Origin of the sequence: Streptomyces sp. NPDC002138 (assembly GCF_040296485.1) — a bacterium.
Classification (GTDB): Bacteria; Actinomycetota; Actinomycetes; order Streptomycetales; family Streptomycetaceae; genus Streptomyces.
In genome coordinates, this window is the sequence record NZ_JBEOXE010000051.1 from 25,694 (window position 1) to 52,408 (window position 26,715).

Genomic DNA, 26,715 nt, shown 5'->3' on the forward strand with positions numbered 1-26,715 from the left:
GGCTGTTGTGACGCTCCCGCCCAGGCGCCGCATCGGGCCCATGCGCATCGTCCGCCATGTCAATGACGACGAGCCTGATGGCGCTGTACCGACGCGCGTCGGACAGGATCTCGCTGCACGCCGGACGGGAAGAACCGCCGACGGCAGAGCGGCACAGGAGCAACCGGTCACCGGCCAGCTGCTCTTGCGCCGCTCGGGGTGGCAAGCTCGTTGCCCATCGCCGACCGGCGGTCCATGACCTCGGGCCGCCGCCGTCCAGGATGTTTCCGAGTCTCTTTCCACTCGATTTACCGGCCGCGAACCGCTCCGCCACATCTGGCGGTAGACGCATTCGAGGGGTCCGGCTCGCCCGCCGGCGCGGGGACCCCGGGCACTTCATGAGCGAATCGGCGTCGAGGGGGCTGTCGACAGCCCCCTCGCTCGAAATCATCCGCTCGCTGCACCCTGGCTCATGACACGGGCCCGCTCGTCCAGTTCTCGGGCGAAGCCGAGCCAGGTCTCCGCATACTGGCGCGCCAGAGTGACGACCAGATCGCCGCAGTGCGAAGGCACCACATCGGCCAGCTTGGCCCACCCGTCGTCCCCGATCGCATTCCGCTGCAGCAGCCTCAGCAACTGCCTCCCTTCCTCCTTGTAGCGAAGGGATGGATCCAGCAGCAACCGGTCGACCAAGGAGGCGGGATCCGTCTCGGGCAGCCGGGCTGCCGGTGCAGAGCGGCGCTGCACCGGCACTACGGTGCAGCTGACCTGATCTCCGGTAGACACCTCGCCGGGCTTCTCGGGCACAGGCAGTTCGCCGACCTGGAGCCGCTTTCGGACGTCACTCACGGTGGCTGGGGAGATTCCGGCCAACCGTGCGATCTCGCGCAACGAGGCGTCAGGGTTCTCAGCGATGAGCTCCGCGGCTCTCCTGCGCCCCTCGACGCTGTTCAACGGTCTGACTTTCCCGTCCAGCCCGACCCTGGCGTTCAGCTCCGGTGTGCCGTCGCCCGAACGCCGACGGATCGCCGCAACCGCCCGGGCACCCAGCCCCGAAGCCCTCGCGATCGCCCGGTCCGACATCTGCGAATGTGACGCAATGATCCGCCCGGCGGCAGCCACCCGGTCCGATCGCGAAAGCGGCAGACCATGGGTCACATTTGCTTCTACAGCCCGAAGGAAGGCTTCTTCGGCAGTCCCGTCGAAAAACTCGACATGAATCGTTTCGTGGCCCTTGAGGAAGGCGGCCACCAGACGGTGCATTCCGTCAATTACCCGAAGCGTGCGCCGATCGACCAGAATAGGGGGAAGCAACCCCTCAAATTCCACCAACCGAGCAACGTGATCCGCATCCTGCCCTTCAGAACGCGGCGATTCGCCCGGGAGCAGCGATGCTATCGGGAACGCCACGACTTCCCGGATGGAAGGTTCGCTGGGCGCAGTTACTCCGATCGAGTTAACAGCATGCCCATCCCGCACCAAACCAAGTGGACTGACATCTTGCCGATTCAAACTCATCCCCCGTTGGATGTAAGAATCTATATTTCCCGAGAATCACAAGACCAAAAGGACTCGCGGGTTGATGTGATCACATGACGTCGACGGATGTGTGCGGCCAGGCCGATACAGGGCATGCCAAAGGCCCCCCTCTCATCGACCCCCGCTCTCACCTCCAACCCCGAGCATCACACCTGCAACAGCAGCAACAGCGCGTCTCATACTGACCGTTGGACTCGGAGCTGTCGAGCGACGCGTTCAAGTCTGGCCGAAACCGAGTCGATCTTGAGGGGTGACGCCCCGCAGACACAGACCATCGCCGCTGCCGCCCGTGTTCAACTGCTGCGCTACACCGTTTGAACGTCCCGCCGACTCAAGCCGATCGGGTGGTTCATCACGTACGCGTAGTTCCGGCTCAACTCGGCAGATTCGCGCCATAGTTCCGCTGCCGCGCACATGCAGGGTCACCAGCGGGCCGTCAAAATTCCGGGCGTCTTTGCGTTCGCTCTCAGGGCGGCGTGCCGATTTAACTCCGCGGCAAGGACCTGACGGTGAACAAATGGAATCGAGGGCCTTCGGTCATGTGGGTGACAGGCTCCCAGCCGTTCTTCTGCCAACGGTACATGCTGTAACCGAGACTGACGGTGAGACTACGGATCAGGCTGCCTCGGGCAGCGTCACACCTCACGAAATGAGCGTCGTCTCTTTCCAGCAGGATCGAGGGGCGATCGCGCAGCAGGGTATGGAAAGCCCCGACGAGCGCGGCCTCGAGGTCCTCCGAGCCGAGCTTTATGAAGTTGACTTTTGTCAGCCCCACCTGTCGGCACAGGTTGTCGATGGTGCCGGGCCGCTGCCGCCCGTCTCCGGAAACCATGGCGTGCAGGGTGACGTTGCCGCAACCGAGCAAGGTCGTCCCAAGGGTCAGGCGGCCGATCGGTCGGAGCCGACGCTCGACGCTGTGGACCTGTCCGGTCGGCCCTGCGAGCACGGCCAGGGCCCGGGTGTACCGACCGTGCTTGGCGCGGACATCCAGACACACGTCACCCGATCCCACCAGCCCGGACAAGCCAGCCAATTCCTGTACCGCCCAAAGCCCCCCCAGACCGGAAGCCCAACGCAGAGCGGCTGCCGCAGATCTGAGGCGAATGCCGGCCCGTCGGCCGTTGTCTTCGTCGGGACAGTTCTGCCTGCCCGGGTGCGGCGAGCTGTGACCCATCGACCACCTTCCGAAAATGCGCTGCTCCGGTATGACAGCCGCGGTGATCGAAGACGCCCCGCGGCAGGCTGATGCGCGCACGAGCCTAGGGGCCATGACTGCGGCGGCGCATCAACCCACGGGTGACATCGGATGTCCTGTGGGCGTACCCCTTTGTCATCCTGAGGGGTGCTCGCGAACGAGGAGCGCAGCACGTGCCACGTGGTGTCGTGACGGGGCAACCGCTGGCGATGCACCTGATACCGGCGGCGGGAGTGGGCAACTCCCCTGTCTCGAGGCGAAACCGCGCGCAGCCGACACGCCCTTGAGGCGGTCGGCTGCGCGCGCTGCGGAAGCGCCTACTTCTCCATCGCCGCTATCAGGCTCTTGGGGCGCATGTCGGTCCACGACTTCTCGATGTAGTCGAGGCAGTCCTGGCGCGCGGCCTCGCCGAACACCGACTGCCAGCCCTCGGGCACGTCGACGAAGACCGGCCAGAGGGAGTGCTGGCCCTCGTCGTTGACCAGGACCAGGTAGTTGGCGTCGGGGTCGTCGAACGGATTCGTCACCACGTCGTCCTTTCTCGGGGGCATGATGTGGACCGCTCGGCCCAACCGGACCCACTATGGCCCAGGCCTCTGCGGACAAGTCAACCACCGGCCTGGAGTACTGACTTCTCCGCGTTCAACTGTGCCGATGCGTCAGTTGGACGGCCTGTTCCGCGCTCCGTCGACTCCTTGATCAGCGTGCCGGGACGGTGCGAAGGTGAGGCTCGGGTAGTGCCGTATCTCGGCCGGAACACCCCCCTCCTTCCAGCATCCGGAGACACCCTTGTCCACGACGACCGTCAGCGAGGGTGCGCCATGCCCTTCGTGAAGACCAACGGAATCCAACTGTCCTACCAACGCGCCGGCCGCGGCCAGCCGGTACTGCTCATCATGGGATCGGGCGCAGCGGGCCATGTCTGGACCCTGCACCAGACGCCCGCGCTGCATCAGGCCGGGTACGAGACGATCGTGTTCGACAACCGCGGCATCGCGCCCTCGGACGCGCCCCCCGGCAAGTACTCGCTCGATGACATGGTGGCGGACACCCGAGGTCTGATCGAGGCGCTGGGCATCGGCCCGTGTCACGTCGTAGGGACCTCCATGGGCGCCATGGTCGCGCAGGAGCTGGCCCTCGAGGCGCCCCACCTGGTGCGCTCCGCGGTATTGATCGCCACCCGGGCGCGGTCGGACACGGCCCGACGGGCGTTGTGGACCGCGGACCGGGCACTTCGGGACAGTGGCGTCGCGCTGCCCGCCAAGTACGCGGCCGTCCGCCAGGTGCTCGAAATGCTGTCGCCCGCGACCCTGAACGACGATGACGCCATCGCGACATGGCTGGAGATCTTCGAGCTGACCGGTGGCGGCGCGGACGCGGACGGGCAGAGCTGGGTGGACCGGACCGGGGACCGCCGCGAGGCGCTGGGCCGGATAACGGTGCCGTGCCACGCCATCGGTTTCACCGATGACCTGGTCTGTCCGCCTCACCTGGTCGCCGAGGTCGCCCACGCCATCCCGGACTGCGATTTCGTGGAGATCCCCCGCTGCGGCCACCTGGGAAACCTGGAGCGTCCGGACGCGGTCAACACCGCGATCATCGAGTTCCTCGAAAAGAACTGACGGACCACCACGAGAGCGAGGCAGGTTTCCATGGCGCCAAAAGGCGGCCCCCCGCTGAGTCCCTCCAGGCTGCGGATGGAGAAGAACGGGATCACCAACCAGCGGGTCAAGCCGGGTACGGTGCGGCGGATCCTGCCGTACGCCCTGCGCTACCCCTGGCATCTGGCCCTGCTGTTGCTGACCACGATCGCCGACGCGGTGGCCACGGCGGCCAGTCCGCTGATCCTGAAGATGATCATTGACGACGGCATCATGCCCGGACGCACCGGTGTCGTCGTGGGCCTGTGCGGGGTCGTGGCCGGGATAGCCGTGCTCAACGGGGGCGGTCTCTATGTCCAGGCCTGGTGCTCCGGCCGGATCGGCGAGGGCTTGGTCTTCGACCTGCGCACGAAGGTGTTCGCGCACATACAGAACCAACCACTGGCCTTCTTCACCCGTGCCCAGACGGGTTCCCTGGTCAGCAGGCTCAACGCTGACGTGGTGGGGGCCCGCCAAGCCCTGACCACCCTGCTCACCACAGCGGTGTCCACCGTCTTCACGCTGATCCTGATTCTCGCGGCGATGTTCTACCTCTCCTGGCAGGTGACCCTCGGCGCGCTGCTGATGATTCCGCTCTTCCTGCTGCCAGTGCGTCTGATCGCCGGCCGTCTGCAGCGGCTCACCCGGCAGACGATGAACCTGGACGCCGAGATGAGCTCCATGATGAACGAGCGGTTCAACGTCTCGGGCGCGATGCTCGTGAAGCTCTACGGCCGTGCCTCGCACGAGTCCAGCCTGTTCGCGAGCAAGGCCGGCCGGGTCCGCGACGTCGTCGTCATGCAGGTCGTCTACAGTCGGATCCTCTTCCTCATCACCTCCTTGCTCACCGCGGTCACCACCGCCCTCGTCTACGGTCTCGGCGGCACCCTGACCATCGAGGGCACCCTGCAGATCGGCACCCTGGTGGCCCTGGTCACCCTGCTGATGCAGCTCTACGGGCCGATCAACCAGCTGTCGACGCTCCAGGTGAACGCGATGACCGCGCTGGTCAGCTTCGACCGGGTCTTCGAGGTGCTCGACCTGGAGCCGCTCATCAAGGAGCGGCCCGGGGCCCTGGAGCTGCCCACGGCGGGGGACGGGGCCGAGGCACCGGCCGTCGAGTTCGAGCGGGTCTCCTTCCGCTATCCGAAGGCCGACGAGGTATCGCTCGCCTCGCTGGAGAGCATCGCGCACCGGCTGCCCGAGCGCGCGGACGAGACGTGGACGCTGGAGGCTCTGAGCTTCACCGCCCCCGCCGGTAAACTGACCGCCCTGGTCGGCCCGTCCGGCGCCGGCAAGACCACCATCACCCAGCTGGTGCCCCGGCTCTACGACGCCAATGAGGGCACCGTACGAATCGGTGGTCACGACCTGCGGGATCTGACCCTGCAGTCGCTGCGGGACACCGTCGGCGTCGTCACCCAGGACGCGCACCTGTTCCATGACACGCTCCGCGCGAACCTGGAGTACGCGCGTCCCGGGGCGAGCGAACAGGAGCTGATCGAGGCCTGCCAGGCGGCGATGATCTGGGACTCCATCAGCAGCCTTCCGGACGGTCTTGACACCATGGTCGGCGACCGCGGCTACCGGCTCTCCGGCGGGGAGAAGCAACGGATCGCCCTGGCCCGGCTGCTGCTCAAGGCCCCACCGGTCGTGGTCCTCGACGAGGCCACCGCACACCTGGACTCGGAGTCCGAGGCGGCCATTCAAGAGGCCCTGAAGTCCGCGCTGGCCGGGCGGACCTCGCTGGTGATCGCCCACCGACTGTCCACCATCCGCGAGGCCGATCAGATCCTGGTGGTGGAGGCCGGCCGGATCCGCGAGAGCGGGACCCACGAGGAACTGCTGGCCCTGGGGGGTCTGTACTCCGACCTCTACCACACGCAGTTCGCCGACCAGCGCCCCGCGGACGAAGCCGAACTGGTCACCGAACTGCGCTGAGCAGGACGGGTCACCACCCGCGCGAACGCCGCGAGGCCGGCTTCCCGTCGTCCTCCCGGCGTTCGGTCCGGCCGCGACACTTCCCTGGCGAAGACCAGCTGCACGGACCGACAGACGTACGAAACGGATCCGCGGCGCCGCTCCTGGTGAGCGGCGCCGCGGATCCGTCGGAGCGGGGCCGCAGGTCAGCGGCCCTGCCAGACGGGCTCGCGTCCCTGCGCGAAGGCCCGCGGCCCCTCGATGGCGTCCTCGCTGCCACGGCGCCGTTGCTCCCAGCCGAACGGGGTGCTGAAGGCCGCCTCAAGCGGCATGTCGACCGAGCGCATCACTGCCTCCTTGATGGCCCGCACCGCTAGCGGCGCGCTGCGCAGCAACTCCTCGGTCCACTCGGCCACGCACGCGTCGAGCCTGTCGTGCGGAACGACCTCGTTGACCATCCCCCACCGCAGTGCATCGGCCGCGCTCATCCGCCGGCCCGTCAGCAGATGGCCGAGCGCCACCTTCAGCGGGACCTGCCGGGCCAGCCGGAAGGCGCCGCCGGCGCCCGGTACCAGGCCGAGCCGGGCCTCCGGCAGGGCGAAGACGGCCTGGTCGGAGGCGATGATGAGGTCACATGCGAGGGCGAGTTCGAAGCCTCCGCCGAGGGCGTACCCGTTGACCCGGGCGATGACGGGCTTGGACAGGGTGAACCGCTCGGTCAGCCGGGGCCAGCCGGGCTGGCCCCGGCTGCCGAAGGTGGACCGCGGCACCCCCTGCTCATCGAGCCGGGCCCGCTCCTTGAGGTCCTGCCCGACGGTGAAGGAGCGTTCTCCCGCGCCGGTCAGGACCGCGACCCGGACCTCGTCGTCGGCCTCCACATCGTCCCAGACCGCGGCGAGTTCCTCGTGCATCCGCAGGTCCATGGCGTTGAGCACCGCGGGCCTGTTGAGCGTCACGTGGGCGACGTGGTCCTTCTTCCGGTACAGCACGCGCTGCTCGTCCGCGTGCACCGTCACCTCTGCGCCTCCTTCTCCGCGGTGAACCGGCCGACCTTGTGGATCACATCGGAGCTGTACAGGCGTAGCGCCTGCACCAGCGCGAACTCCGCCATGTAGCAGCGGAATTCGTCCGCGGACTCCTCGGCGAGGTGGAGCATCCGCCGGTTGGCGACCACCGCCGGGCCACGCAGGCGCTCGACGCTCCGCTCGACGGCCTCGTCCAACGCATCGGCCTCGTGTACTTCGTCGATCAGCAGGCGGGCCTGGGGCTCGGTCGCCCAGATCCGGCGCCCCTCCAGGATGACCTGGCGTGACAGCCGGGTACCGGCCGCCCGGCTCAGCCTGAAGTTGCCGGCGCCCGGGATGATGCCCTCCTTGGCCGCCGGGAGACTGAAGAAGGCGTCCGAGGCGGCGATCACGTGGTCGAAGACGAGGAGGAGCTGGGCACCACCGCCGATGGCGAAGGTGTCCACCACCGCGACCCAGGGCTTCTCGACGGTCCGTGGCCGCCAGGCGGCCCCGTCCTCGACCACGAGTCCCCGCAGGATCTTGTGGATGTAGCCGAGTTCCCGCCGCAGCAGGAAGTCGACCAGCGAGATGCCGCCGCCGTGCAGGGACTTGAGGTTGATGCCGGCACTGAAGACGCGCTTGCCGCGGTAGCGGGGATGGGTCATCTCGCCGCCGCGCAGCAGGGCCACCTCCACGGCCGGATCGAGCAGGGCGAGGTCGACCGCGGTTTCGATGTCCTCGATCTGCTGGTTGTCCTCGGCATTGAGACAGTCGTCTCGGCACATGGTCAGCCGCGCCACGCCATCGGTGCGCTCCATCCGTACGGAGCCCAGATCCGCCCGGCCCGTGCGGGTGAATTCCGGCAGGATCGCCAGGGCCCGCGGGGTCGGACGCAGCATCGCGTCGAGCAGGTGAGGGCCGGCCAGTGGCGAGCCCAGTACCTTCCCGAAGAAGATGCCCTGGTCGATCTCGTGCCCCTCCTTCCCGGCCTGCGCCCTGATCCCTTCCGTCTCCAGCTGGGAGGTGGTGGGCACCAGCCCGGGGAACGCTTCCGCGGCCGCCGAGGCCAGCTCGGCCACCCGCAGGTGGCGGGTGCGTGCCTCGGTGAGCTCGTCGTAGACCGCGTCGACGTGCGTGTCCAAGAAGACGGCGCGCAGCGACCTGACGGCGTCGGTGGCCGCAGCGGCCGTCGCCCGCTGTTCCTCGGTACGGCGCTCCGGCGCGGGCAGAAGTCCCAGCGCCTCTCCGGCGTGCGTGGCAGCCGCGGTGAGCGCCTTGCGGGCACTGCCCAGGTCGGCCCGGACGGCCCGCAGGGTGTCCTGCGGGCCTGCGGCCGTCACGAAGCGGCTCCGACGGCCGCCCGGCGCAGCGCGCGGTCGCAAGCGGCGAGGTGGACTCCGAGCGCCTCCTCGAAGGTGGTGGTCGTGGCGTCCAGCATCAGCTGTCGCCGGATGGCCAGTTCGGTGCCGGTGACGGCGCCGGCCCGCTCCCCCGCCGCGGCCTCGGCGGCAGGCAGGTCCTGGACGAGTTCGTCGACCAGGTGGAGGGCGAGCGCATCGGCTGCGTCGACCGGGGTGCCGAAGAGAACCGCCCGGCGGATCGCGGCGGCGCCGACGCCGTGCTGGGCCAGCCGGTACAGCGCCATTCCCGGCCAGGTGGCCCCGTCGCCCACGGGTACGACCAGACGCACCGTATCGGTCGCGATGCGGTAGTCGGTGGCGAGCAGCGCCTCCAGGGCGAGTCCCCCGCAGTCGCCGTCGGCGACGGCGATGGTGGGTGCGGGCAGCCGCTCCAGGCGCCGCAGGGCCCGCTCCCACTTGCTGACCAGCGCCACGGTCAGGTCGGCCGGGGGCACCCCATCGGGTATGCCGGACACGTGGACGATGACGCGGCTGCGGCCGGCGTGGTCCTCGGCCCTGTCACAGACCGCGCTCACCAGGGCGACGGACTCGGCCGACAGGCCCTTACGCCCGTCGATCCGCAGGACGAGGTCATCGCCGTCGATCCGTACGGTCGTGCTCTCAGCTTCGTTTTCGCTGTTCATCTGACTTCCCGTCACCATTGCACCAACACGGTCTCGATGGTCGATCCAGGGCCCATGGTCATCAGGACGCCGTAATCACCTGCCCTGGTGACGCCCTCCTGCATCAGCCGTTCGTAGGAGAACAGGAACGAGCCGCTGGACAGATTGCCGTAGTCCCGCAGTACTCCGGTGGTATGCCGGACGTCGTGGCGGGTGAGGCCGAGATTGACCCGGACCGCGTCGATGACCTTCTTGCCGCCGGAGTGCACCAGCCACTGGCTGATGGCGCTGCGACGCAGTCCGGCGCCGGCGAGCAGCCGGTCGACGACCTGCTCCGCGTTGGCCCCGACCACGTACGGGACGTGCGGATCGAGATAGAAGCTGAACTTGCCCTGCTCCTCGTCCCAGTCGTAGCGCATGGCCCCGATGGCGTCGGTGATCAGATGACTGGCGAAGCCCAGGATCTTCGGGCCTGCCGAGGCGGCCGGCGGGTCGGACGGGGTATGCGCGGCGTCCGGGCTTTCGGCGACGACGGCGATGGCGGCGGCGCCGTCACCGAAGAGGCTGTTGACCACTGCGGTGCGCATGGACCCGTCGATGACGTAGGCGGCGGAGCAAGCCTCCGCGCACAGCATGACGGCGACCTTGCCGGGGTTGGCCACGGCCCAGCTGGCGGTGGCGTTCAGGGCGTTCAGGCCCGCGTTGCAGCCCATGCCGACGACATCGACCCGGCTGGTTTTGGGCAGGATTCCCATCTCATGGATCAGGTGCGCGCTCAGACCGGGAGTGAGGAAGCCGGTGGTGGTCGTGCAGCACAAGTAGTCGATGTCCGACAGCGCGAGGCCGGAGTTCTCCAGGCAGGCGCGCACGGCGCGTGCTCCCATGTCGAGGGCCAGCCTCTTGTGCTTGGCCAGGAGCTCGCCCTGCGCTTCGGGGAGGCAGGTGCCTTCCTCGTCCCGCGGTGGGATGGTCAGGTAGCGGCGTTCGATCGCGCTGTTGAGGAAGACCGAGCGGACCTTGGGGTCCGTGATCTTGAATATGTCGAGCAGTTCCCGCTGGGAGTAGGAGTGCCCGGAGTTGGCCGTGCCGATGCCCACGATCCGGGCGGCACCCGCGGATGCCTTCCACTCGGGAACCGCGGGGACGAGGAGATCGGTGGGGCGCGGCGGACTCATGCTGGTGGTCATCGGAAGGTCCATCCCCACATACGGGTCTTGCTGCGGACAGGGCACACTGCAACGGACACGTCAATCAACCTTCCAGGTAGTCGGCAGAGGGTGCCGGGGGGACGCACGGGTCAGTCCCGCAGTTCGAGCGTGCAGCACTTCACACTGCCCCCCGCCTTGAGCAGTTCGGTCAGGTCCACACCGATCGGCTCGAAGCCGCGCGCCGCGAGCTCCTTCGCCAGGTGGGTGGCTGCTTCCGGAAGCAGCACGTGGCGGCCGTCGGAAAGGGCGTTGAGGCCGAATACGGCCGCGTCCTCGTGGGTGGCCAGGACGGCGTCCGGGAACAGCTCGCGCAGCACGGCCTGACTGCCTTCGGAGAAGGCGGCCGGGTAGTACATGACCTCGTCCTCGGAGAGCACCGACAGCGCGGTGTCCAGGTGGTAGTAGGACGGGTTGACCAGGCGCAGGCTGGTCACGGGCACTCCGAAGAACTCCTGGGCCTCGGCGTGCGAACGCGGGTCGGTCCGGAAGCCGGTGCCGGCCAGCAGGCGCCGGCCCACGGAGAGGTAGTCGCCTTCACCTTCGTTGATGTATTCCGGCCAGTGGGTCTCCTCGTAACCGTGCTGGCGGAACCAGTCCAGATACGCGGGGCCCTCGGCGGTGCGCTCCACGTGCCGGAACCGGGCGGCGAACACCTTCCCGTCCAGCACGGTCGCGCCGTTGGCCGCGAAGACCATGTCGGGCAGCCCCGGGATCGGGTCGATCTCCTGGACGGTGTGGCCGAGGTCACGGTAGAGGTCGCGCAGGGTCTCCCACTGGCTGAGGGCGAGTGCGTCGTCAACCGGCTTCTCCGGGTGCATCCAGGGGTTGATGGAATAGCGGACGTCGTAGAACTCGGGTCGGCACATCAGGAATCGGCGCGGGATCGCGGTTCGGCGCCGGCCGGACTGTGCGGAGACTCGGTCGGTCATGGGTGGTTCTCCTCACGCTGATCGGGGGACCAGCGGGTGGCTCGATACGAACGGCCGTTTCCGCGTGGTCGCGAAAACGGCCGCCGTGTGGTTCTGCCAGTGCCGTGCGGCTCCGGTCAGTTCTGCGCCATGGCCTCGATGAGGCTCTTGGGGCGCATGTCGGTCCAGACCTTCTCGATGTAGTCGAGACAGTCCTGGCGGGCGGCCTCGCCGTGGACCTTCTGCCAGCCTTCGGGCACGTCGACGAAGACGGGCCAGAGGGAGTGCTGACCCTCGTCATTGACCAGGACCACGTAGTTGGCGTCGGGGTCGTCGAATGGGTTCGTCATCGAATCGTCCTTTCTGAGGTGACAGTTGGTCCGGCCTGGCCCGCCTGCACTCTGATGAAGGCGGCCAGCCTCTTGATTCCGTCGGAAATCTCGGAATCGGTGAGGGAGCTGACGGACAGCCGCATGCCCTGCTCTCCGCCGCCCTGGGGGTAGAAGTAGGACATCGGTGTCCAGACGACACCGAATTCCTCCGCCGACCTCACCAGTGCGGTGTTGTCGGCGTCGAACGGCACGGTGACCGACAGGAAGAATCCCCCGCTGGGCTCGTTCCAGCGGATCCCGAGTTCCTCTCTCTCGCCGACCGGGAAGTTCTCGTCGAGCTGCTGGAGCGTCACCTGCATCGCGTGTCCGTAGTACGCGGCCGTCTCGGTGTTGAGCTGCGATGTGCGCCCGTCCGCGGCGAGCAGCATGCCCGCGACGACGGCCTGGCTCACCGCCGATGTGTTCACCGTGATCATGCTCTTGATCTTGGTGAGCTCATCCGCCAGCAGACCGACGGTTCCGGAGCTGTCGGTCACCGGCTGGTCGGCGACCGCGTAACCCACCCGGGCGCCGGGGAAGAGCGTCTTGGAGAAGGAGCCCAGCTGTACGACCCGGTGTTCGCGGTCGAGTGATTTGAGGGTGGGCAGCTGTCGGCCCGGACTGACCATCCGGTAGGGGCTGTCCTCCAGCAGGAGGATGTCGTGGCGGGCCGCGAGTTCGAGCAGCTCGTGCCGGGTCTCCAGGGGCATCGTGGTGCCCGAGGGGTTCGAATGGTCGGGGATCACGTAGAAGGCGCGGGGGCGCCTTCCGCGTGCCCGTTCGGCGGTGATCGCCGCCTCCAGGTCGACGCAGCGGAATCCCTGCTCGCGCTCCGCGACCGAGGTCAGCTCGACGTCCAGCAGGCGGGCCGCGCCGGTGATCCCCACGTAGCAGGGGCTGGAGACCAGCAGCACGTCGTCGGGGCCGGAGATGAGCGCCCGCACAGCCAGGAACATCGCCTCCTGGCAGCCGACGGTGACCACGATCGACTCCGGGGGCACGTCGACGCCCTCGTCCTTGCGCAGCGAGTCCGCGATCAGCTCTCTGATGTGGCCGCTGGTCGGGCCGTACTGGAAGAGCGTGGAGCGGATCCGGGCGGGCGAGGCCCCGCCTGCCTCCAGGTGGTCGAGGTAGCGGCGCAGATGGTCGAAGATCTGGCCGGTGTCGAAGAAGCCGTCGTACGGGCGGCCGGGCGCGAACGAGATCGCCTCGGGGAATCGGTGGGTGATCTCGTTGAGGAAGTTCATCGTGTCCAGCACCGGATCGCGCAGGCTGGCGTGCAGTTCCTCCCTGCGCAGCGGCCCGCTGGGGTGCGGGGCCGGGCTCCGGGGAGCGGTCCGTACGGCCGGCTCCGCATGCGGCTGCAGGGTGACCGTCTGAGACTGCACCAGTTCTGGTCCGGCATCGGCGACCGAACGCGTACCCGTGAGCATCATCGCCTCGGTCAGTCCGTCGGTGATGATGTCCAGCACGCGTGCCACGCCCTGCTCCTGGCCCAGTGCCAGGCCGTCCAGTACGGGTCGGCCGAGGAGCGCCGCGTCCGCGCCGAGCGCAAGAGCGGCCAGTACGTCCGAGCCGCGCCGGATCCCTCCGTCGACGAGGACCGGGCAGGTGCCTGCGACGGCCGCCGCGATCTCGGGCAGCACTTCGAGGGTCGACGGAGCACCGTCCAGCTGTCTGCCGCCGTGGTTGGACACCACGATGCCGTCGACACCGGCCGCCATGGCCGCTCGTGCGTCGTCGGCTGTGAGGATGCCCTTGACCAGCACGGGAAGCGAACTGACGGACCCCAGCCATTCGATCACGGACCAGTCCAGGCAGGCATCGAACTCGGCCAGCGCGTGGGCGCTGGGCGAGGAGAATCCTCCGCCGACGAGGTTGGCCGGCTCGATGCCCGGCGGCAGCCTGAAGTTGTTGCGCAGGTCCCGCGTCCGCCGACCCAGCCGTGGAGCGTCCACCGTCAGGACGAGCGCCTCGAATCCGGCCTCTTCGGCGCGTTCGATCAGCGCGCGCGTGGTGGCGCGGTCGCGGAAACAGTACACCTGGAGCCAGAGGGGGCCCGAGGCCGCCGCGGCGATGTCCTCGAAGGTGCGGCCCGCGAAGGTGCTGACGATCAGCGGGACTGCGGCCCCGCCGGCAGCCCGGGCGGTGGCGACCTCACCCAGCGGGTCGGCCAGTGTGTGATAGGCCATCGGTGCGATGGCGACCGGCGCACCCCAGGTCCGGCCAAGGATCTTGGTCTCGATATCGGGCAGACCGAAGCCGGCCAAGACGCGTGGCCTCAGTTTTATCCGGTCGAAGGCCTCCAGGTTGGCCGCGAGCGTCCGTTCATCGCCTGCGCCGCCCGCCAAGAAGTCCCAGACTGCGGGGGCCATGCGACGGCGAGCCAGGTCGGCGCAGTCCGCAAGGGTGTGGAAGGTGTCCGTCGCGGCAGTGAGGGGTTCGTCTCCGGTCATCGGGCGGCCAGCCGGTCGCGCTCCACCGCTTCGTACAGGGCACGGATGTTGGCGCTGCCGAACCCACGGGAGCCGTTGCGCTGGATGAGTTCGAAGAACAGGGTATTGCGCTCGAACGGCGACCGGCTGAAGAGCTGGAGCAGATGACCCCACTCGTCGCGATCGGCCAGCACCTGGGCCTCCCGCAGCTGTTCGATCTCCATCCGCAGGTCGGCGAACCGCTGGTCCAGCAGGTCGTAGTAGCCGTCCGGGGTGCTCAGGAATTCCACACCGCGGCCACGGAACTCGTGGACCGCGGGGATGATCTCCTCGACGAGGAACGCGATGTGTTGCACGCCAGGACCGGCGTTACGGGCGAGGAAGCCGTCGAGCTGGCCCGGTTCCTTGCCCGGGTCCGGCGCGACCAGGGTGAAGGTGACACGGTCTGATGCGCTGCGGACGACTATGGAGTCCATGGCCTGACCACCGACGGCCACGTATTCGGCCGACAGGCGCGAGAAACCGAAGGCCTCCTCGTAGAAGTCTGCGTGCGCGGCGAGGGTGCCCCCTTCGAGGCAGACCGCGATGTGGTCCAGGGCCTGGATCCGGCGCTCGGCCCCGGCTGACGTGCCGGGCGAGGGGGCCCACCGGCGGCCTGCGGGCAGCACCGTTCCCGGGTGCTCTCCGGTGTGCGGCAACAGTGTGTGCATGACGTCACCGAAGGCGGTCACGGCCGGGCTCTGTCGCAGGGAGACGACGGGTTTGGCGCCGGCCGCGATCGCCGAGTCTCGACTGACCGCGACATCATCACAGGTCAGCGCGATATCGGCGATGCCCTCCCCGTGGTCTTCCAGAAACCTCCAGGTTCCTGGTCCTGACGTGACGACCACCTGGGTGGTGCCCTGCCGCAGCAGAACGGAGCTACGGTCGACCTCAACCGAGTCCGCGACCCGGGTGAAGCCCATGGCTGACTCGAAATACTCGGCCATAGCCAATTTGTCCCGGGTGTACAACTCGACGAACGCTATGTCCTGAACAGCCATGGAGTACCTCCTGAGGATGGCCAAGAGACGGTCGGTGCCTGTCGGCCGGGCCCGCCGCCCAGGGGGACACGGGTGCCGCCCGTTCTTCGCGACTTCCGTGCACCGCCCCTGGGCGACGCGCCCGTACCGCTAAGCGGCGCCTACCAGCGCCACTCCTGCTGCTTGAAGAGGTGGCCGGCCTTGATGCCGCGGTCGGCACACCACTTCATGAACTCCTCGATCTGCTTGATCTGGTAGGTGTCCTCGTGGTACGTGGTGGCCATGACGTGGCCGAGCCAGTCCTCCTCGCCCATCGCATAGACGTACGCTTCCGTGGCGCCCAGCTCGGTCATGATCGCGGCGGCCTGCTCGGCGTTGGAGCCGGACAACTTGCGCGAGTTGCTCATCTTTTTGGTGACCGGGATGGTGAGCAGGGCCTGGTAGAGCCAGGTCAGGGGCGCGCCGTCACACTCCATACCGAGGAAGGCGATGTCGGCGGTGCCCAGGTGCTGCTTGACGTAGCGGTAGAGCGCGGGCTCGATGCCCGAGGAGTCTGCGCCGATGAAGACCTTCTTGCCGGCCAGCTCGGCCCAGTAGGTCGACTTGGCGCGGATGTCGAGGTCGCAGTGCTCGCCGAGGAAGGGGGTGGCGGTGATCTTGCCGCCGGGGAACTCCACTTCGTCGAAGTCATCGACCTCGATCACGTTGAAGCCCTGGTGGCGCAGCATCAGTGCCATCGAGGGGTCGGCCAGGTTTCCGCGCGAGGAGCGGGGGACCACGATCGCCCCGAGGCGGCCGCGCAGCTGGAGCAGCGTCTCCAGGACGATGTGGTCCTGGTGGCCGTGGGTGATGAGGACCAGGTCGATGTAGTCCGGCAGGTCGTCCAGGGTGTAGCGGTCACCGGCTGTGCTGTCCGCGCTGATGAACGGGTCGGTGACGATCGCGGCCTCGGGCGTCTGGAGTACGAGGCAGGCGTGGCCGAAGTAGCGGATGCGGCCGCCGCCCTCGATGTGACGGTCCTCGGCCAGGCTCGGACGATCACTCAGCATGGTGCGAACCTGAGCGGCCTGGGCGTCGTTCAGTTCCAGCGCCTCGCGCAGGTGGGCGAGCGTGGTGGGCTTGACCCGGGACTTGAACAGCTCGGCCAGCCCCTCGTGACGGAACGGGATGTTCAGTTCCAGCACGTCCGCCGAGGGAAGGCGCGGCGTGCTCAGGATGAACGGACGCTCGATGCCGGTCTCGAAGGAGAGCTGCACCGACTGGCGCGCCTCCTGATAGACCTTGCTCTTGTAGACAACGGGCTCCATGAAGCGCATCTGCGCCTGGTTGTCGGTGTCGTAGGCCAGCTCGACCAGACCGCCCAGCTCCGGCGGGAGCTTCGGGTACAGCGGGGTCAGGTCGAAGCCGGTGGCGTTGGCGCGCAGCAGCTCCTGGCCGGCGGCGATCGCCTCCGCGAAGCGCAGCATGTCGGCCCGGTCCCGCTTGATGGCGGCCAGCAGGTCACGCACCTCGTCGGCGCGCTCCTCGGGGATGTTGATGAAATAGCCGCCACGAAGTTCGGGGTTGTTGCTGGCGGCGATGTGGACCTGCGGTGACTGCAGGTACGACTCGAGCAGGGGAACCTGGAGGAATGCCAGATTCATCGCCGCCTGTACCGGCGCAATGGTGTACGGCCAGGCGAAAAACCTGTCCACCAGCGGCTCGATAATAACTTTGGACCGCAGAAAAAGCTGCTCTTCAGACATCTGCGCCCTCCCTCCAGGAGAAATCGACACAATGGACCGATCCGGGGCACGCACGGGTGCCCGTAACCCTTTTCAGGGCAGCGGATGGTGGAGAAACAAAGAACCACAGCGAATGGCAGGGCCCTGAAGTTCGAGGCGCCGACGAGAACGCCAGCCTCCCGGAGGAGGATGGCCCGGAGACATGTGTTTGATCAATACTCCCCGTGCCTCGCGGCCGTGAACAGGGCGGCAGCCGGTGACCGAGCCGTACTGCTCTTGTTCAACTGCTTTGACGCGACAGTTGAACACTGGTGGGCCGAGCGGTGGCTCCGCCCGCCCACACCATCAGGCGGCTATCGGCGCGACGGCCGGCCTGGCGAGAGTCAGGTAGTCCGAGACGGAGAGGGCAAGGGACAGGTCGAGCCGTCCCGCGTTGAAATAGATCTCGTCGTTGGCCAGCAACCCCTCGTCGACGAGCAGTTCCAGCTCGGGCGAGAACGCGAACGGGGTGATGGAGCCGCTGACGCTGCCGGCCAGCCGTTCGGCGACCTCTCGGGCCGCGAACGCGGCCTCGCGACCGCCGTAGCGGTCGGCCAGCGCGTCCAGGTCCACCTGACGGTTACCGGGGACCACCGCGAGCACGTAGCGCCGGGCACGCTTGCCGAGGGCGACCCGGACCACCATGCATTTGGCGGCCTGTTCCAGCGGGTGCCTGCGCAGGAGGCTCGCCGCGGCGGTACGGCCCTCGGGTTCGTGCGGAATCATCCGGTAGGACGCGGAGCCCGCCTCCAGCAGGTGGATCAGCTTCCCCAGGACGTCGCGGCCGTCAGGCATCCGCTGATTCCGGGAGAGGGGGGACGGCGGACCGGGAGTGGAGCGGTCGGCAGGCCATGGCGCCTCGCAATCAGGAGGAGGGATACCTGGAGCCGGGGCGGCCCCAGGAGGCACGGCGCGGGATCGGTCCGCCTGCTCGCGCCCGTACGCGTACGACTCATGGGGTACGCGGAGATCTTGAGGTGCCCCCATAGTGACCGCGCGGTCAGCTCGCCGTCACGTGAACAGCCCGCTCAACACCCCGTCCCCCGGTGCTCCCGACGCCTGCGCTGTTGGTGCCGGAACCCGTCAACGCCAGTACCCCCTTGCGGCCGGCGCTCGGCGCCGGCCGCAAGGGGGTACTGGTGGTGACCTCTGGAAGTCGATGACACCCTGTCGTGTCTGCTTGGCCCACCGGGGCCGTGCCCTCACACGTCGCGGCGGGAGGGGACCAGCACGGTGAGCACGGCACCGATCAGCGCCCATACGGCGTAGACGATCCATGCTCCGGCGACGGTCGTCGGGTAGGCGTAGTGGGCCCACGTGATGTTGTCACCCTCCATCAGGTGCGTCCACGCGTAATGGGGCGTGGCGTGACCGATGAGGGCCGTCCAGTAGTGGTCGCCACTGAGGCTGATCGGCAGCATCAGCAGGATGGCGACGGTGGTGACGATGGTGGTCGCGCTGTGCCTGATGATCGCGCCCAGGCCCATCCCGACCAGTGCCGACACCGGTGCGAGGAGCGCGGCACCGGCCATGGCCCGCAGCGCACCGGGGTCGGTGATCGACATTCCGGCATGCCGCCCCGCCAGGATCGCCTGGGTCAGGAAGAAGGACGCTCCTGCGGACAGCGCGCCGTATCCCGTGGTCACCACCGTGACCACGAGTACTTTCGCCACCATGACAGAGCGGCGGACGGGTACGGCCGCAAAGGTCGTACGGATCAACCCCGTGCTGTACTCGCTGGTCACGGTGAGCGCGCCGATGGCACTGATGGCCAGGACCACCCCGTTGCCGGCGAAATTGGTGAAGGCGTCGCGCAGAGCCCAGCTGGGGATGAACTCGGCCCTCGTCTCCTCGCTGTAGCCCGGCCAGTTGCTGTAGTCGGCGTACGCCGCGTTCACGTTGAACAGGACGATGACCACCGCGGCGGCCACGAAGGCCCATACCGTCGAACGCAGCGACCACAGCTTGATCCACTCGGCGGAGACGAGGTCGCGGAACCGGGCCCGGGGCTCGTCGATCGAGACGTTGACCGGCGCGTCCAACGTTGTGGTGCTCATCGGTGCTCTCCTGCGAGGTATTCGACGCTGTCAGCTGTCAGTTCCATGAAGGCGTCTTCCAGCGTGGCGTTCCGGGTGGTCAGTTCATGCAGCAGCACGCGGTGGTTGAAGGCCAGCTCGCCGACCTGGGCGGCCGTGAGGCCGGTCACCGTGAGCAGCGTGCCATCCGCCTGCACGGTCGCGCCCTGGGCACTCAACACAGCGGTGAGCGCGGCCGGGTCGGGGGTATCCACCACCACGCTCAGCCGGGTACCGCGGGCGGCGAACTCCATGAGGGTCTCGTCGGCGATCAGCGCGCCCCGGCCGATGACGATGAGGTGGTCGGCCGTGGCCTCCATCTCGCTCATCAGGTGGCTGGAGACGAACACGGTTCGGCCTTCGGCGGCAAGCCTGCGGAACAGGCCGCGGACCCACATCACGCCCTCCGGGTCCAAGCCGTTGAGCGGCTCGTCGAAGAGCAGGACCGGCGGGTCGCCGAGCAAGGCGGTGGCGATACCGAGGCGCTGGCGCATACCGAGCGAGTAACCGCCGATCCGGCGGCCCGCGGCGGCGGTCAGTCCGACCTCTCCCAGAACCTCGTCCACCCGGCCGCGTGGAATGCGGTTGCTCACGGCCAGCGCGGTCAGATGGGATCGCGCGCTCCGCCCGCCGTGGACGTCCCCCGCGTCAAGGAGGGCGCCGACGTGGCGCATCCCGCGCGGGAGATCGCGGAACGACCGGCCGTTGATGGTGACGCTGCCGCTGGTCGGCTCGTTCAGTCCCAGGATCATCCGCAGCGTGGTGCTCTTGCCCGCGCCGTTGGGGCCGAGGAAGCCGGTGACGTGGCCGGGCCGCACGGTGAAGGTCAGCCCGTTGACGGCGGTGGTACCGCCGTAACGCTTCGTTAGTCCGTTCACTTCGATCATGCTTCGATGGTTCCGCAATCCGCCCCCGAGCGCATCGGACGGGCGGCTGACCTTGTCCCCCGGCGCTGTCGACCGCGGGTGTACACCCGTGGTTCGACGTCCCCGCAGAGGTCGGCGGATACCATCGTGTCCATGTCCGCCACGCCACCTCTTCCGCTGCTGAAACGCCTGTCACCGGAAGCCTGGACGGCTCTGACCTGGTGCGCGGCCACGGCGTACTCGATCCTCGTGCACGTCAGGCTCCCGGGTGGGGGGCAAGACCCGATGAGCCCCGGCTCCGGCCCCCTGCGCTACACGCTCGTCATCGCCGCGGCCACCGCCATGGCGCTGCTCGCCTGCGCACTGATGCGCCACCGGCCCCTGTCGGCCCTGGCGCTCCTGCTGGGTGGTTCGGTCGCCGCCTCGACGACGGTGAGCGTGCTGGACATCCCGCTGGCCCAGTTCGTGGCCTTCGACGTCGCGCTCGGCTGTATCACCGCGACCCAGCCGCGCCGCACGGGTCGCACCGCCGCCGGATGGGCCCTCGGCATGATGTCCTGCTACTTGCTCACCCGGCTGCTGCTCGGGGCGAGCCTCGGCGCCTCTGCCGTACTCGTCATGGTGCTGGCCTCCGTCGTCGCCTGGCTGATCGGGCGCTCGGTACGCGAGGACCGCCAGCATGCCCAGGCACTGCGCACCCAGCTGACCGCCCAGGCGGTCACCGAGGAACGACTGCGCATCGCCCGCGAGCTGCACGACATGGTCGCGCACAGCATCGGCATCATCGCCCTACAAGCCGGTGCGGCGAGCCGGGTCATCGATACCCAGCCGACCACGGCCCGTGCCGCATTGCAGGCGATCGAGGCCGCCGGCCGGGAGACCCTGTCGGGCCTGCGCCGGATGCTCGGCGCCCTGCGCCAGGCGCAGCCGGGGCAGCAGGCGGAGACTGTGCCGCTCGATCCCGCGCCCGGCCTCGCGGACATCGACCGGCTGGCCGAACGGACGACGAAAGCCGGGGTACGGGTCGATGTCCGCTGGCGCGGCCAGCGGCGGCAACTGCCCCCCGAAATCGACATGTCCGCCTACCGGATCATCCAGGAGGCGGTCACCAACGTGGTGCGTCACGCCGCGGCGGGCTCCTGCCAGGTGTCCATCGACTGTCAGGACAACGAGCTCTCGATCGAGGTCCTGGACAGCGGGCCCGGCCGCAGCAACAGCTCGGGCTCCGGTTACGGACTCATCGGCATGCGCGAGCGAGTCGGCCTGCTGCATGGGGACTTCCGTGCAGAACCACGCCCAGAAGGCGGCTTCCGGGTCGCCGCCCGCCTCCCCGTACCGTCAGGAATCTCATGACCATCCGTGTTCTGCTCGCCGACGACCAGCCGCTCATCCGGGCCGCCCTGCAGATGGTCATCACCGACTCCCCCGACATCGAGGTAGTCGCGGAGGCCGGCACCGGTATCGAGGCGGTCGAACTCGCCGTGAGCGCCGACCCCGACGTCGTGATGATGGACATCCGCATGCCCGGTATGGACGGCATCGAGGCCACACGGCAGGTCATCGCGGGGCCCAGCAGGGCGCAAGTCATCGTGCTGACCACGTTCGACGACGACGACGACGTCTACGGGGCACTACGTGCCGGCGCATCGGGATTCCTCGTCAAGGACATGGCGGTGGACGACATCCTCTCGGCGATCCGGGTCGTCGCCGCGGGGGACGCGCTGATTGCTCCGAGCATCACTCGCCGCCTGATCAAGCGCTTCTCCGTGGGCACCACGGCGGCGCCCAGGAAGCGGCGCGAACTGACCGCCATCACCGACCGGGAACGCGAGGTGCTCAGCCTCGTCGGCACCGGCTTGTCCAACAGCGAGATCGCCGCCCGTCTGTTCATCAGCATTGCGACGGCCAAGACGTACGTGACCCGGCTGCTGTCGAAACTGGAGGCCCGCGACCGGGTCCAGCTGGTCATCATCGCCTACGAGAGCGGCCTGGTGGAGCTCCCGAGCTGAGCGGCCAACTCCTTTGCCCTGGAAGGAATTATCACTTCCAGCTCGGGCGTCGGTGCGAACATTCCGCTGGGAGAACCGCCGTGCCAGGATGACGGGCATGTCTGCGGCATTCGCCGATTCGCCCTCATAAGGAGCCCTCAGTGGGTCACGCATGGACGCGGGAAAAATTGGCCATTTCGCCGGGCACCGAGATTCCGCAACCCACCAGCATTGACGTCGATCGTGCCGCGGACCGCCTGGCGGGTCGGATATGGCGGACCCCTGTAGTTCGCTCCGACCATTTGGACGCTCTATCGGGCGCCCGTTTGTGGCTCAAGACCGAGAACCTCCAGCGCGGGGGATCGTTCAAGATACGCGGCGCGCTCCTCGCGGTCGGGCGACTGGCCTCAAAGGGCAGCCGCGGAGTCATCGCTCAGAGCACGGGGAACCACGCCATCGCCGTGGCACTGGCCGCCCGCGAGCACCGGCTCCCGGCCGTGCTGGTCCTGCCCTCCGACGCGGCACCGCTCAAGATCCGGCGCATTCGCGACAGCGGAGCCGTGGTGGTGCTCGCAGGTACGGTCCTCGCCGAACGTGAGGCGGTGGTCGAGGAGCTGCGCGAGCTGCACGGCCTGGACGTAGTAGACCCCTACCAGGACCCCGATGTGGTTGCCGGTCAGGGCACTGCCACTGCGGAGCTGATCAAGCAGGTGGCTGCGGAAGGCGTGACCCTGGATTCCGTGGTGGTGCCGATCGGTGGCGGAAGCGCGATCGCGGGCGCCTGCCTGGCGGCCGCCGGGCAGGGCCTGACGGTGGTTGGGGCGGAGCCTGCGTCGGTACCGGCGTTCGGCGCCGCGCTTCGCGCGGGGCAGCCGGTGACAGTGTCCGCGCTCGAAACCATCGCCGACGGACTGCGGCCCGACCGGATTGGCAGTCTGCCCTTCCACCTGGCGCATCGGAGAGTATCCACCGTGATCGCGGTCGAGGAGTCCGCCATAGCCGATGCGCTGCGCGTCGCCCTCCTGCACGCCCGGCTGGTGATCGAACCCGCGGCGGCCACCGCTCTGGCCGCCGCGCTGCAGTACCCAGCCGGCCGTGGCACTGATGTCGGGGTACTGCTGAGCGGCGGCAATGTCGAACCGAGCCTCGTATCGGCCCTTCTGGATCAGGTCTGAGCCTTCCGCGCACGCACAGGGTGGTCGCCCCGAGGGGTGGCCACCCTTTTCGCGTGCCTGTTGCCCTGCCGCATCCGGCATGAACGCGGCAGGGGCGGCCCAACGGCACGAAGCCGTCGGACCGCCCCCGCGGTCGGCGGATCAGCCTTCCAGGCCGAGCCACTCCGAGACCGCTTCCCACACTCCGGCCAGGCTCTCGGGCTTGGCCAGCTCGTGGTGAGCGCACTTCATGCCGCTTTCCACGATTTCGCCCGTCACGTACGGCTTCCAGGACGCCGCCGCGGCGAAGTCCTCCGACTTGCCGTCCTGCGCCACGATCAGCAGTGCGTTCCCCTCGAACCGTCCGTGCTCGTGCTCCCGCTGGATCACCCGGTGGTTGAGGACGATCCGCGCGATGGTCCGGAACTCCTCGTCGGTCGTCGCCCCGAGCGTGTCACCCGCCTGCTGCCGTACGAATTCAGTGAGTCGCTCCAGGCGGGTCTCCTCGTCCGGCTCGGGCTCGGCGGCCTCGTCCCGGGAGGCGGACTCGCCGTCCGCCTCGGCCGAAGGCTCCGGGTCCGGCTCCCACGGGTACTGGTCGAGGATCACCAGCGCCGCGACCTCCTCACCGGCGTCCTGGAGCTGGACGGCCATCTCGTGCGCCGCAACGCCGCCGAAGGACCAGCCGAGCAGGTGGTAGGGACCGTGCGGCTGCACGGAGCGGATCTGCTGGACGTAGTCCGCCGCCATCTCCCGGACGGAGCCGACGAGTTCGGTCGTGCCGTCCAGACCGCGGTCCTGGATCCCGTACAGCGGGAAGTCGGCCGGCGCGAACCGGGCCAGCGGCATGTAGCACCAGCTCAGGCCGCCCGCCGGGTGGATCGCGAAGAACGGCGGCCTGGCGCCCTCGGCCCGGATCGGCAGCAGCACGTCGAGTGCGTCGCGGACCGACGACAGGCTCATGCGTTTCATCAGCTCGGTCACCGTCGGGGCAGCGAACAGGTCGCGGACCGCAACGGACACGCCCCGCTCCCGCAGCCGGTCCACGAGCCGGACGGCGAGCAGGGAGTGCCCGCCCAGCGCGAAGAAGTCGTCGTCCACGCCGACCGTCTCCACGCCGAGTACCTCGGCGAACGCCTCGCACAGTCCTTCCTCGAAGGAGGTGACCGCTCGGCTGCGCGGCTCCTCCCCCGCCGTGCTGTCGGGAGCGGGCAGCGCCTTGCGGTCCAGCTTGCTGTTCGGCATCAGGGGCAGTTTCTCGATCACGACGACCGCCGAGGGCACCATGTACGCCGGCAGGCGGTCCTGCACCAGCGCCCGCACCGTCTGGCCGAGCCCGTCGAGCTGCTCGGTCGCTGCGTCCCTCTCCGGCACCACGTAGGCGATCAGCCGCTTGTCACCGGGGGTGTCCTCCCGTACCAGCACCACGGCCTGGGCCACCGAGGCGTGCGCGGACACGACCGCCTCGATCTCGCCCAGCTCGACGCGGAACCCGCGCACCTTCACCTGGTCGTCGGAGCGGCCCACGTACTGCAGGTCGCCGTCCGCGGTCCAGCGCACCACGTCCCCGGTGCGGTAGACCCGCTCGCCCGGGGCGAACGGTGAGGCGACGAACCGGCCCGCCGTCAGAGCGGGCCGTCCGAGGTACCCGCGTGCCATGCCCTGACCTGCGATGTACAGCTCGCCGGCGACGCCCGTCGGCACCGGGGCCAGCCGCTCGTCCAGCACGTACACCTGGGTGTTGCCGATCGGGACGCCGATCGACGACGCGTCGGCCGAGTCCCCGCTGAGCTCCTTTGCGGTCGACCAGACCGTGGTCTCGGTCGGGCCGTAGAGGTTCGTCAGGGTCGGCGTCTTGGCGAGCAGGATGCGGGCCAGGTCGCTGGGGAGGGCCTCCGCACCGATCAGGGCCCGCACCTTCGTCCAGTCCACCTCGTCGCCGGTGTCGGCTGCCAGCCCACGCCACAGGCTCGGGGTGGCGTGCACCATGGTCACCCCGGCGGAGCGGATCAGCTCCCGCAGCGCCCACGGGTCGAGCACCTGCTCCTGCGCGGCGAGCAGCAGTCGCGCACCGTTGACCAGCGGCAGGTAGAACTCGAAGCCGGCCATGTCGCAGCCGTGCGTGCTGACGGCGAGCAGCCGGTCGTCCGCGCTCAGGGGGAACCGGTCCTGCATCGACTCCAGGAAGTTGACGATCGCCCGGTGCTCCACGAGGACGCCCTTGGGCCGGCCGGTGGAACCGGATGTGTAGATCACCCACATCGGGTGCTCGGGCAGCAGGGCCCGCGTCCGCTCGCTCTGGGCCACGACGCCGCCCGGGAAACCGGCCAGCTCATCGGCCACCACCGGGTCGTCGAGGAGTACCACCGGTACGGAAGTCTGCTCCTCGTTCCCCACCTCGAACTCGCTCAGCCGGTCGCGCATGCCCTCGCAGGACAGCAGACAGACCGCGCCCGAGTCCGCGATCACATAGGCGATCCGGTCCGCCGGGTAGTTGGGGTCGATCGGCAGGTATCCGGCCCCGGCCTTGATCACGCCGAGCAGCCCCACGACGAGGTCGACGGTGCGCTCGAAGACGACCGCGACGATCGACTCCGGCCCGACGCCCCGCCCGATCAGGTACCGCGCCAGGCGGTTCGCCCTCGCGTCCAACTCGGCGTACGTCAGCTGCACGTCGCCGAAGACGAGCGCGACCTCGTCAGGCGTACGGGCGACCTGGGCCTCGAACAGCTCGACCACCGTCGTGTGCGGCACCTCGAGGGGGGTGTCGTTCCACTCGGTGAGCATCCGCCGGCGCTCGTCCTCGTCCAGGACGTCCACCGCGCTGACCCGGACTCCCGGCTCCGCGGAGACCGTGGCGAGTACCCGTACGAGGCGCTCGGCCATCCGGGTGACCGAGGCCGGGTCGAAAAGGTCCGCCGCGGCGGTCACCGCGCCGTGCATCCCGGCGGGCGCGCCGTCGCCGTCGAGGAGCTCGACCATGTTCACATCCAGGTCGAACTTCACGATCGAGGTGCCCTCCGGGTCGCCGGTCGGCGCTGTTCCCGGGCCCCGGCCGACGCTGAGACCCGGCATGTCGAGCACCGCCTGGGCGGTGTTCTCGAGCAGCAGCATCACCTGGAAGAGCGGGTGGCGGGCCATCGAGCGGGCCGGGGAGAGCTCCTCGACCAGCTTCTCGAAGGGAACGTCGGGGTGGGCGAACGCACCCAGACCGGCCTCCCGGACCCGCGCGAGCACGTCCTGGAAGGTGGGGTCGCCGGACAGGTCGGTGCGCAGCACGAAGGTGTTGACGAAATAGCCGACGAGGTCGTCCAGCGCCTCATCCGTACGGCCCGCGTTCGCGGCGCCGATGGGGATATCGGTGCCCGCACCGAGCCGGGACAGAAGTACGGCCAGCCCGGCCTGGAGGACCATGAACATGGTCACGCCCTCGGCACGGGCGACCTCTCGGAGCCGCGCGTGCACGTCAGTGGGGATCACCAGCGGCACCCGGTGACCCCGGTGGCTGGCTATGGCCGGGCGGGTCCGGTCGAAGGGCAGTTCCAGCTCCTCCGGGAGACCGGCCAGCGTCTCGCGCCAGTAGGCGACCTGTCGGGCGGCCAGGCTGTCGGGATCCTCGCTG

At 68.7% G+C, this 26,715-nt stretch carries 21 protein-coding genes; 5 read left to right on the plus strand and 16 right to left on the minus strand.

Annotated features, from left to right (window positions below; all coding sequences use genetic code 11):
• Nucleotides 1–426 precede the first annotated feature (426 nt).
• From ABT084_RS27865 to ABT084_RS27875, 3 genes are all read right to left on the minus strand, one after another.
• Nucleotides 427–1,308 (minus strand): ParB and winged helix-turn-helix domain-containing protein, encoded by an 882-nt coding sequence (locus ABT084_RS27865; RefSeq protein WP_351049456.1) that lies wholly within the window; start codon nucleotides 1,306–1,308, stop codon nucleotides 427–429.
• Between the two features lie 694 nt (nucleotides 1,309–2,002).
• Complete coding sequence (locus tag ABT084_RS27870; protein ID WP_351049406.1) at nucleotides 2,003–2,542, minus strand: class I SAM-dependent methyltransferase; 540 nt, start codon at nucleotides 2,540–2,542, stop codon at nucleotides 2,003–2,005.
• A 488-nt stretch (nucleotides 2,543–3,030) separates the two neighbouring features.
• On the minus strand, nucleotides 3,031–3,240 hold the full coding sequence (locus tag ABT084_RS27875) for an MbtH family protein (RefSeq protein WP_351049409.1): 210 nt from the start codon (nucleotides 3,238–3,240) through the stop codon (nucleotides 3,031–3,033).
• Between the two features lie 294 nt (nucleotides 3,241–3,534).
• On the opposite strand from ABT084_RS27875, the gene ABT084_RS27880 reads away from it, so the two are divergent.
• Nucleotides 3,535–4,335, plus strand: coding sequence for an alpha/beta fold hydrolase (locus tag ABT084_RS27880; protein WP_351049411.1), 801 nt, complete (start codon nucleotides 3,535–3,537; stop codon nucleotides 4,333–4,335).
• A 75-nt stretch (nucleotides 4,336–4,410) separates the two neighbouring features.
• A complete protein-coding gene (locus ABT084_RS27885) occupies nucleotides 4,411–6,294 on the plus strand; it encodes an ABC transporter ATP-binding protein (protein ID WP_351049414.1) in 1,884 nt (627 codons plus the stop codon).
• 185 nt (nucleotides 6,295–6,479) lie between these two features.
• Here the strand turns inward: ABT084_RS27885 and dpgD are convergent, their stop codons facing one another.
• From dpgD to ABT084_RS27945, 12 genes are all read right to left on the minus strand, one after another.
• Nucleotides 6,480–7,289: an enoyl-CoA-hydratase DpgD gene (gene dpgD / locus ABT084_RS27890; protein ID WP_351049416.1), complete on the minus strand. Its 810-nt coding sequence runs from the start codon at nucleotides 7,287–7,289 to the stop codon at nucleotides 6,480–6,482.
• Nucleotides 7,286–8,518 carry a (3,5-dihydroxyphenyl)acetyl-CoA 1,2-dioxygenase DpgC gene (gene dpgC / locus ABT084_RS27895; RefSeq protein WP_351049458.1) on the minus strand — a complete coding sequence of 411 codons (1,233 nt, stop codon included), beginning with the start codon at nucleotides 8,516–8,518 and terminating at the stop codon, nucleotides 7,286–7,288. The genes dpgD and dpgC overlap by 4 nt, the downstream gene beginning before the upstream one ends.
• A gap of 98 nt (nucleotides 8,519–8,616) precedes the next feature.
• Nucleotides 8,617–9,324, minus strand: a complete 708-nt coding sequence (gene dpgB / locus ABT084_RS27900) for an enoyl-CoA-hydratase DpgB (protein WP_351049418.1) — start codon at nucleotides 9,322–9,324, stop codon at nucleotides 8,617–8,619.
• An 11-nt stretch (nucleotides 9,325–9,335) separates the two neighbouring features.
• Nucleotides 9,336–10,490, minus strand: a complete 1,155-nt coding sequence (gene dpgA, locus ABT084_RS27905) for a 3,5-dihydroxyphenylacetyl-CoA synthase DpgA (RefSeq protein ID WP_351049421.1) — start codon at nucleotides 10,488–10,490, stop codon at nucleotides 9,336–9,338.
• A gap of 110 nt (nucleotides 10,491–10,600) precedes the next feature.
• Nucleotides 10,601–11,440, minus strand: a complete 840-nt coding sequence (ddaH, locus tag ABT084_RS27910) for a dimethylargininase (RefSeq protein WP_351049424.1) — start codon at nucleotides 11,438–11,440, stop codon at nucleotides 10,601–10,603.
• A gap of 116 nt (nucleotides 11,441–11,556) precedes the next feature.
• Nucleotides 11,557–11,769: an MbtH family protein gene (locus ABT084_RS27915; RefSeq protein ID WP_351049426.1), complete on the minus strand. Its 213-nt coding sequence runs from the start codon at nucleotides 11,767–11,769 to the stop codon at nucleotides 11,557–11,559.
• The gene (locus ABT084_RS27920; protein ID WP_351049429.1) at nucleotides 11,766–14,165 is read right to left on the minus strand and encodes an aminotransferase class I/II-fold pyridoxal phosphate-dependent enzyme; all 2,400 of its coding nucleotides are present in this window, start codon (nucleotides 14,163–14,165) and stop codon (nucleotides 11,766–11,768) included. Before ABT084_RS27920 ends, ABT084_RS27915 begins: the two co-directional genes overlap by 4 nt.
• 77 nt (nucleotides 14,166–14,242) lie before the next feature.
• Nucleotides 14,243–15,268 carry a 4-hydroxyphenylpyruvate dioxygenase gene (gene hppD / locus ABT084_RS27925; protein WP_351049431.1) on the minus strand — a complete coding sequence of 342 codons (1,026 nt, stop codon included), beginning with the start codon at nucleotides 15,266–15,268 and terminating at the stop codon, nucleotides 14,243–14,245.
• Between the two features lie 140 nt (nucleotides 15,269–15,408).
• Nucleotides 15,409–16,992 (minus strand): MBL fold metallo-hydrolase, encoded by a 1,584-nt coding sequence (locus tag ABT084_RS27930; RefSeq protein WP_351049434.1) that lies wholly within the window; start codon nucleotides 16,990–16,992, stop codon nucleotides 15,409–15,411.
• Between the two features lie 324 nt (nucleotides 16,993–17,316).
• Nucleotides 17,317–17,805, minus strand: a complete 489-nt coding sequence (locus ABT084_RS27935; protein WP_351049436.1) for a YbaK/EbsC family protein — start codon at nucleotides 17,803–17,805, stop codon at nucleotides 17,317–17,319.
• Nucleotides 17,806–18,212: 407 nt separating this feature from the next.
• Nucleotides 18,213–19,067, minus strand: a complete 855-nt coding sequence (locus ABT084_RS27940; RefSeq protein WP_351049438.1) for an ABC transporter permease — start codon at nucleotides 19,065–19,067, stop codon at nucleotides 18,213–18,215.
• The gene (locus ABT084_RS27945) at nucleotides 19,064–19,972 is read right to left on the minus strand and encodes an ATP-binding cassette domain-containing protein (protein ID WP_351049441.1); all 909 of its coding nucleotides are present in this window, start codon (nucleotides 19,970–19,972) and stop codon (nucleotides 19,064–19,066) included. Before ABT084_RS27945 ends, ABT084_RS27940 begins: the two co-directional genes overlap by 4 nt.
• A 132-nt stretch (nucleotides 19,973–20,104) precedes the next feature.
• Here ABT084_RS27945 and ABT084_RS27950 point away from each other — a divergent pair, with 132 nt between their 5' ends.
• From ABT084_RS27950 to ABT084_RS27960, 3 genes are all read left to right on the plus strand, one after another.
• Nucleotides 20,105–21,304: a sensor histidine kinase gene (locus tag ABT084_RS27950; RefSeq protein WP_351049444.1), complete on the plus strand. Its 1,200-nt coding sequence runs from the start codon at nucleotides 20,105–20,107 to the stop codon at nucleotides 21,302–21,304.
• On the plus strand, nucleotides 21,301–21,960 hold the full coding sequence (locus ABT084_RS27955; protein WP_351049447.1) for a response regulator: 660 nt from the start codon (nucleotides 21,301–21,303) through the stop codon (nucleotides 21,958–21,960). The genes ABT084_RS27950 and ABT084_RS27955 overlap by 4 nt, the downstream gene beginning before the upstream one ends.
• Before the next feature lie 140 nt (nucleotides 21,961–22,100).
• The gene (locus ABT084_RS27960) at nucleotides 22,101–23,114 is read left to right on the plus strand and encodes a threonine ammonia-lyase (protein WP_351049449.1); all 1,014 of its coding nucleotides are present in this window, start codon (nucleotides 22,101–22,103) and stop codon (nucleotides 23,112–23,114) included.
• Nucleotides 23,115–23,255: 141 nt separating this feature from the next.
• Here the strand turns inward: ABT084_RS27960 and ABT084_RS27965 are convergent.
• On the minus strand, nucleotides 23,256–26,715 hold a 3,460-nt coding region (locus tag ABT084_RS27965; RefSeq protein WP_351049451.1), incomplete at its 5' end, for a non-ribosomal peptide synthetase.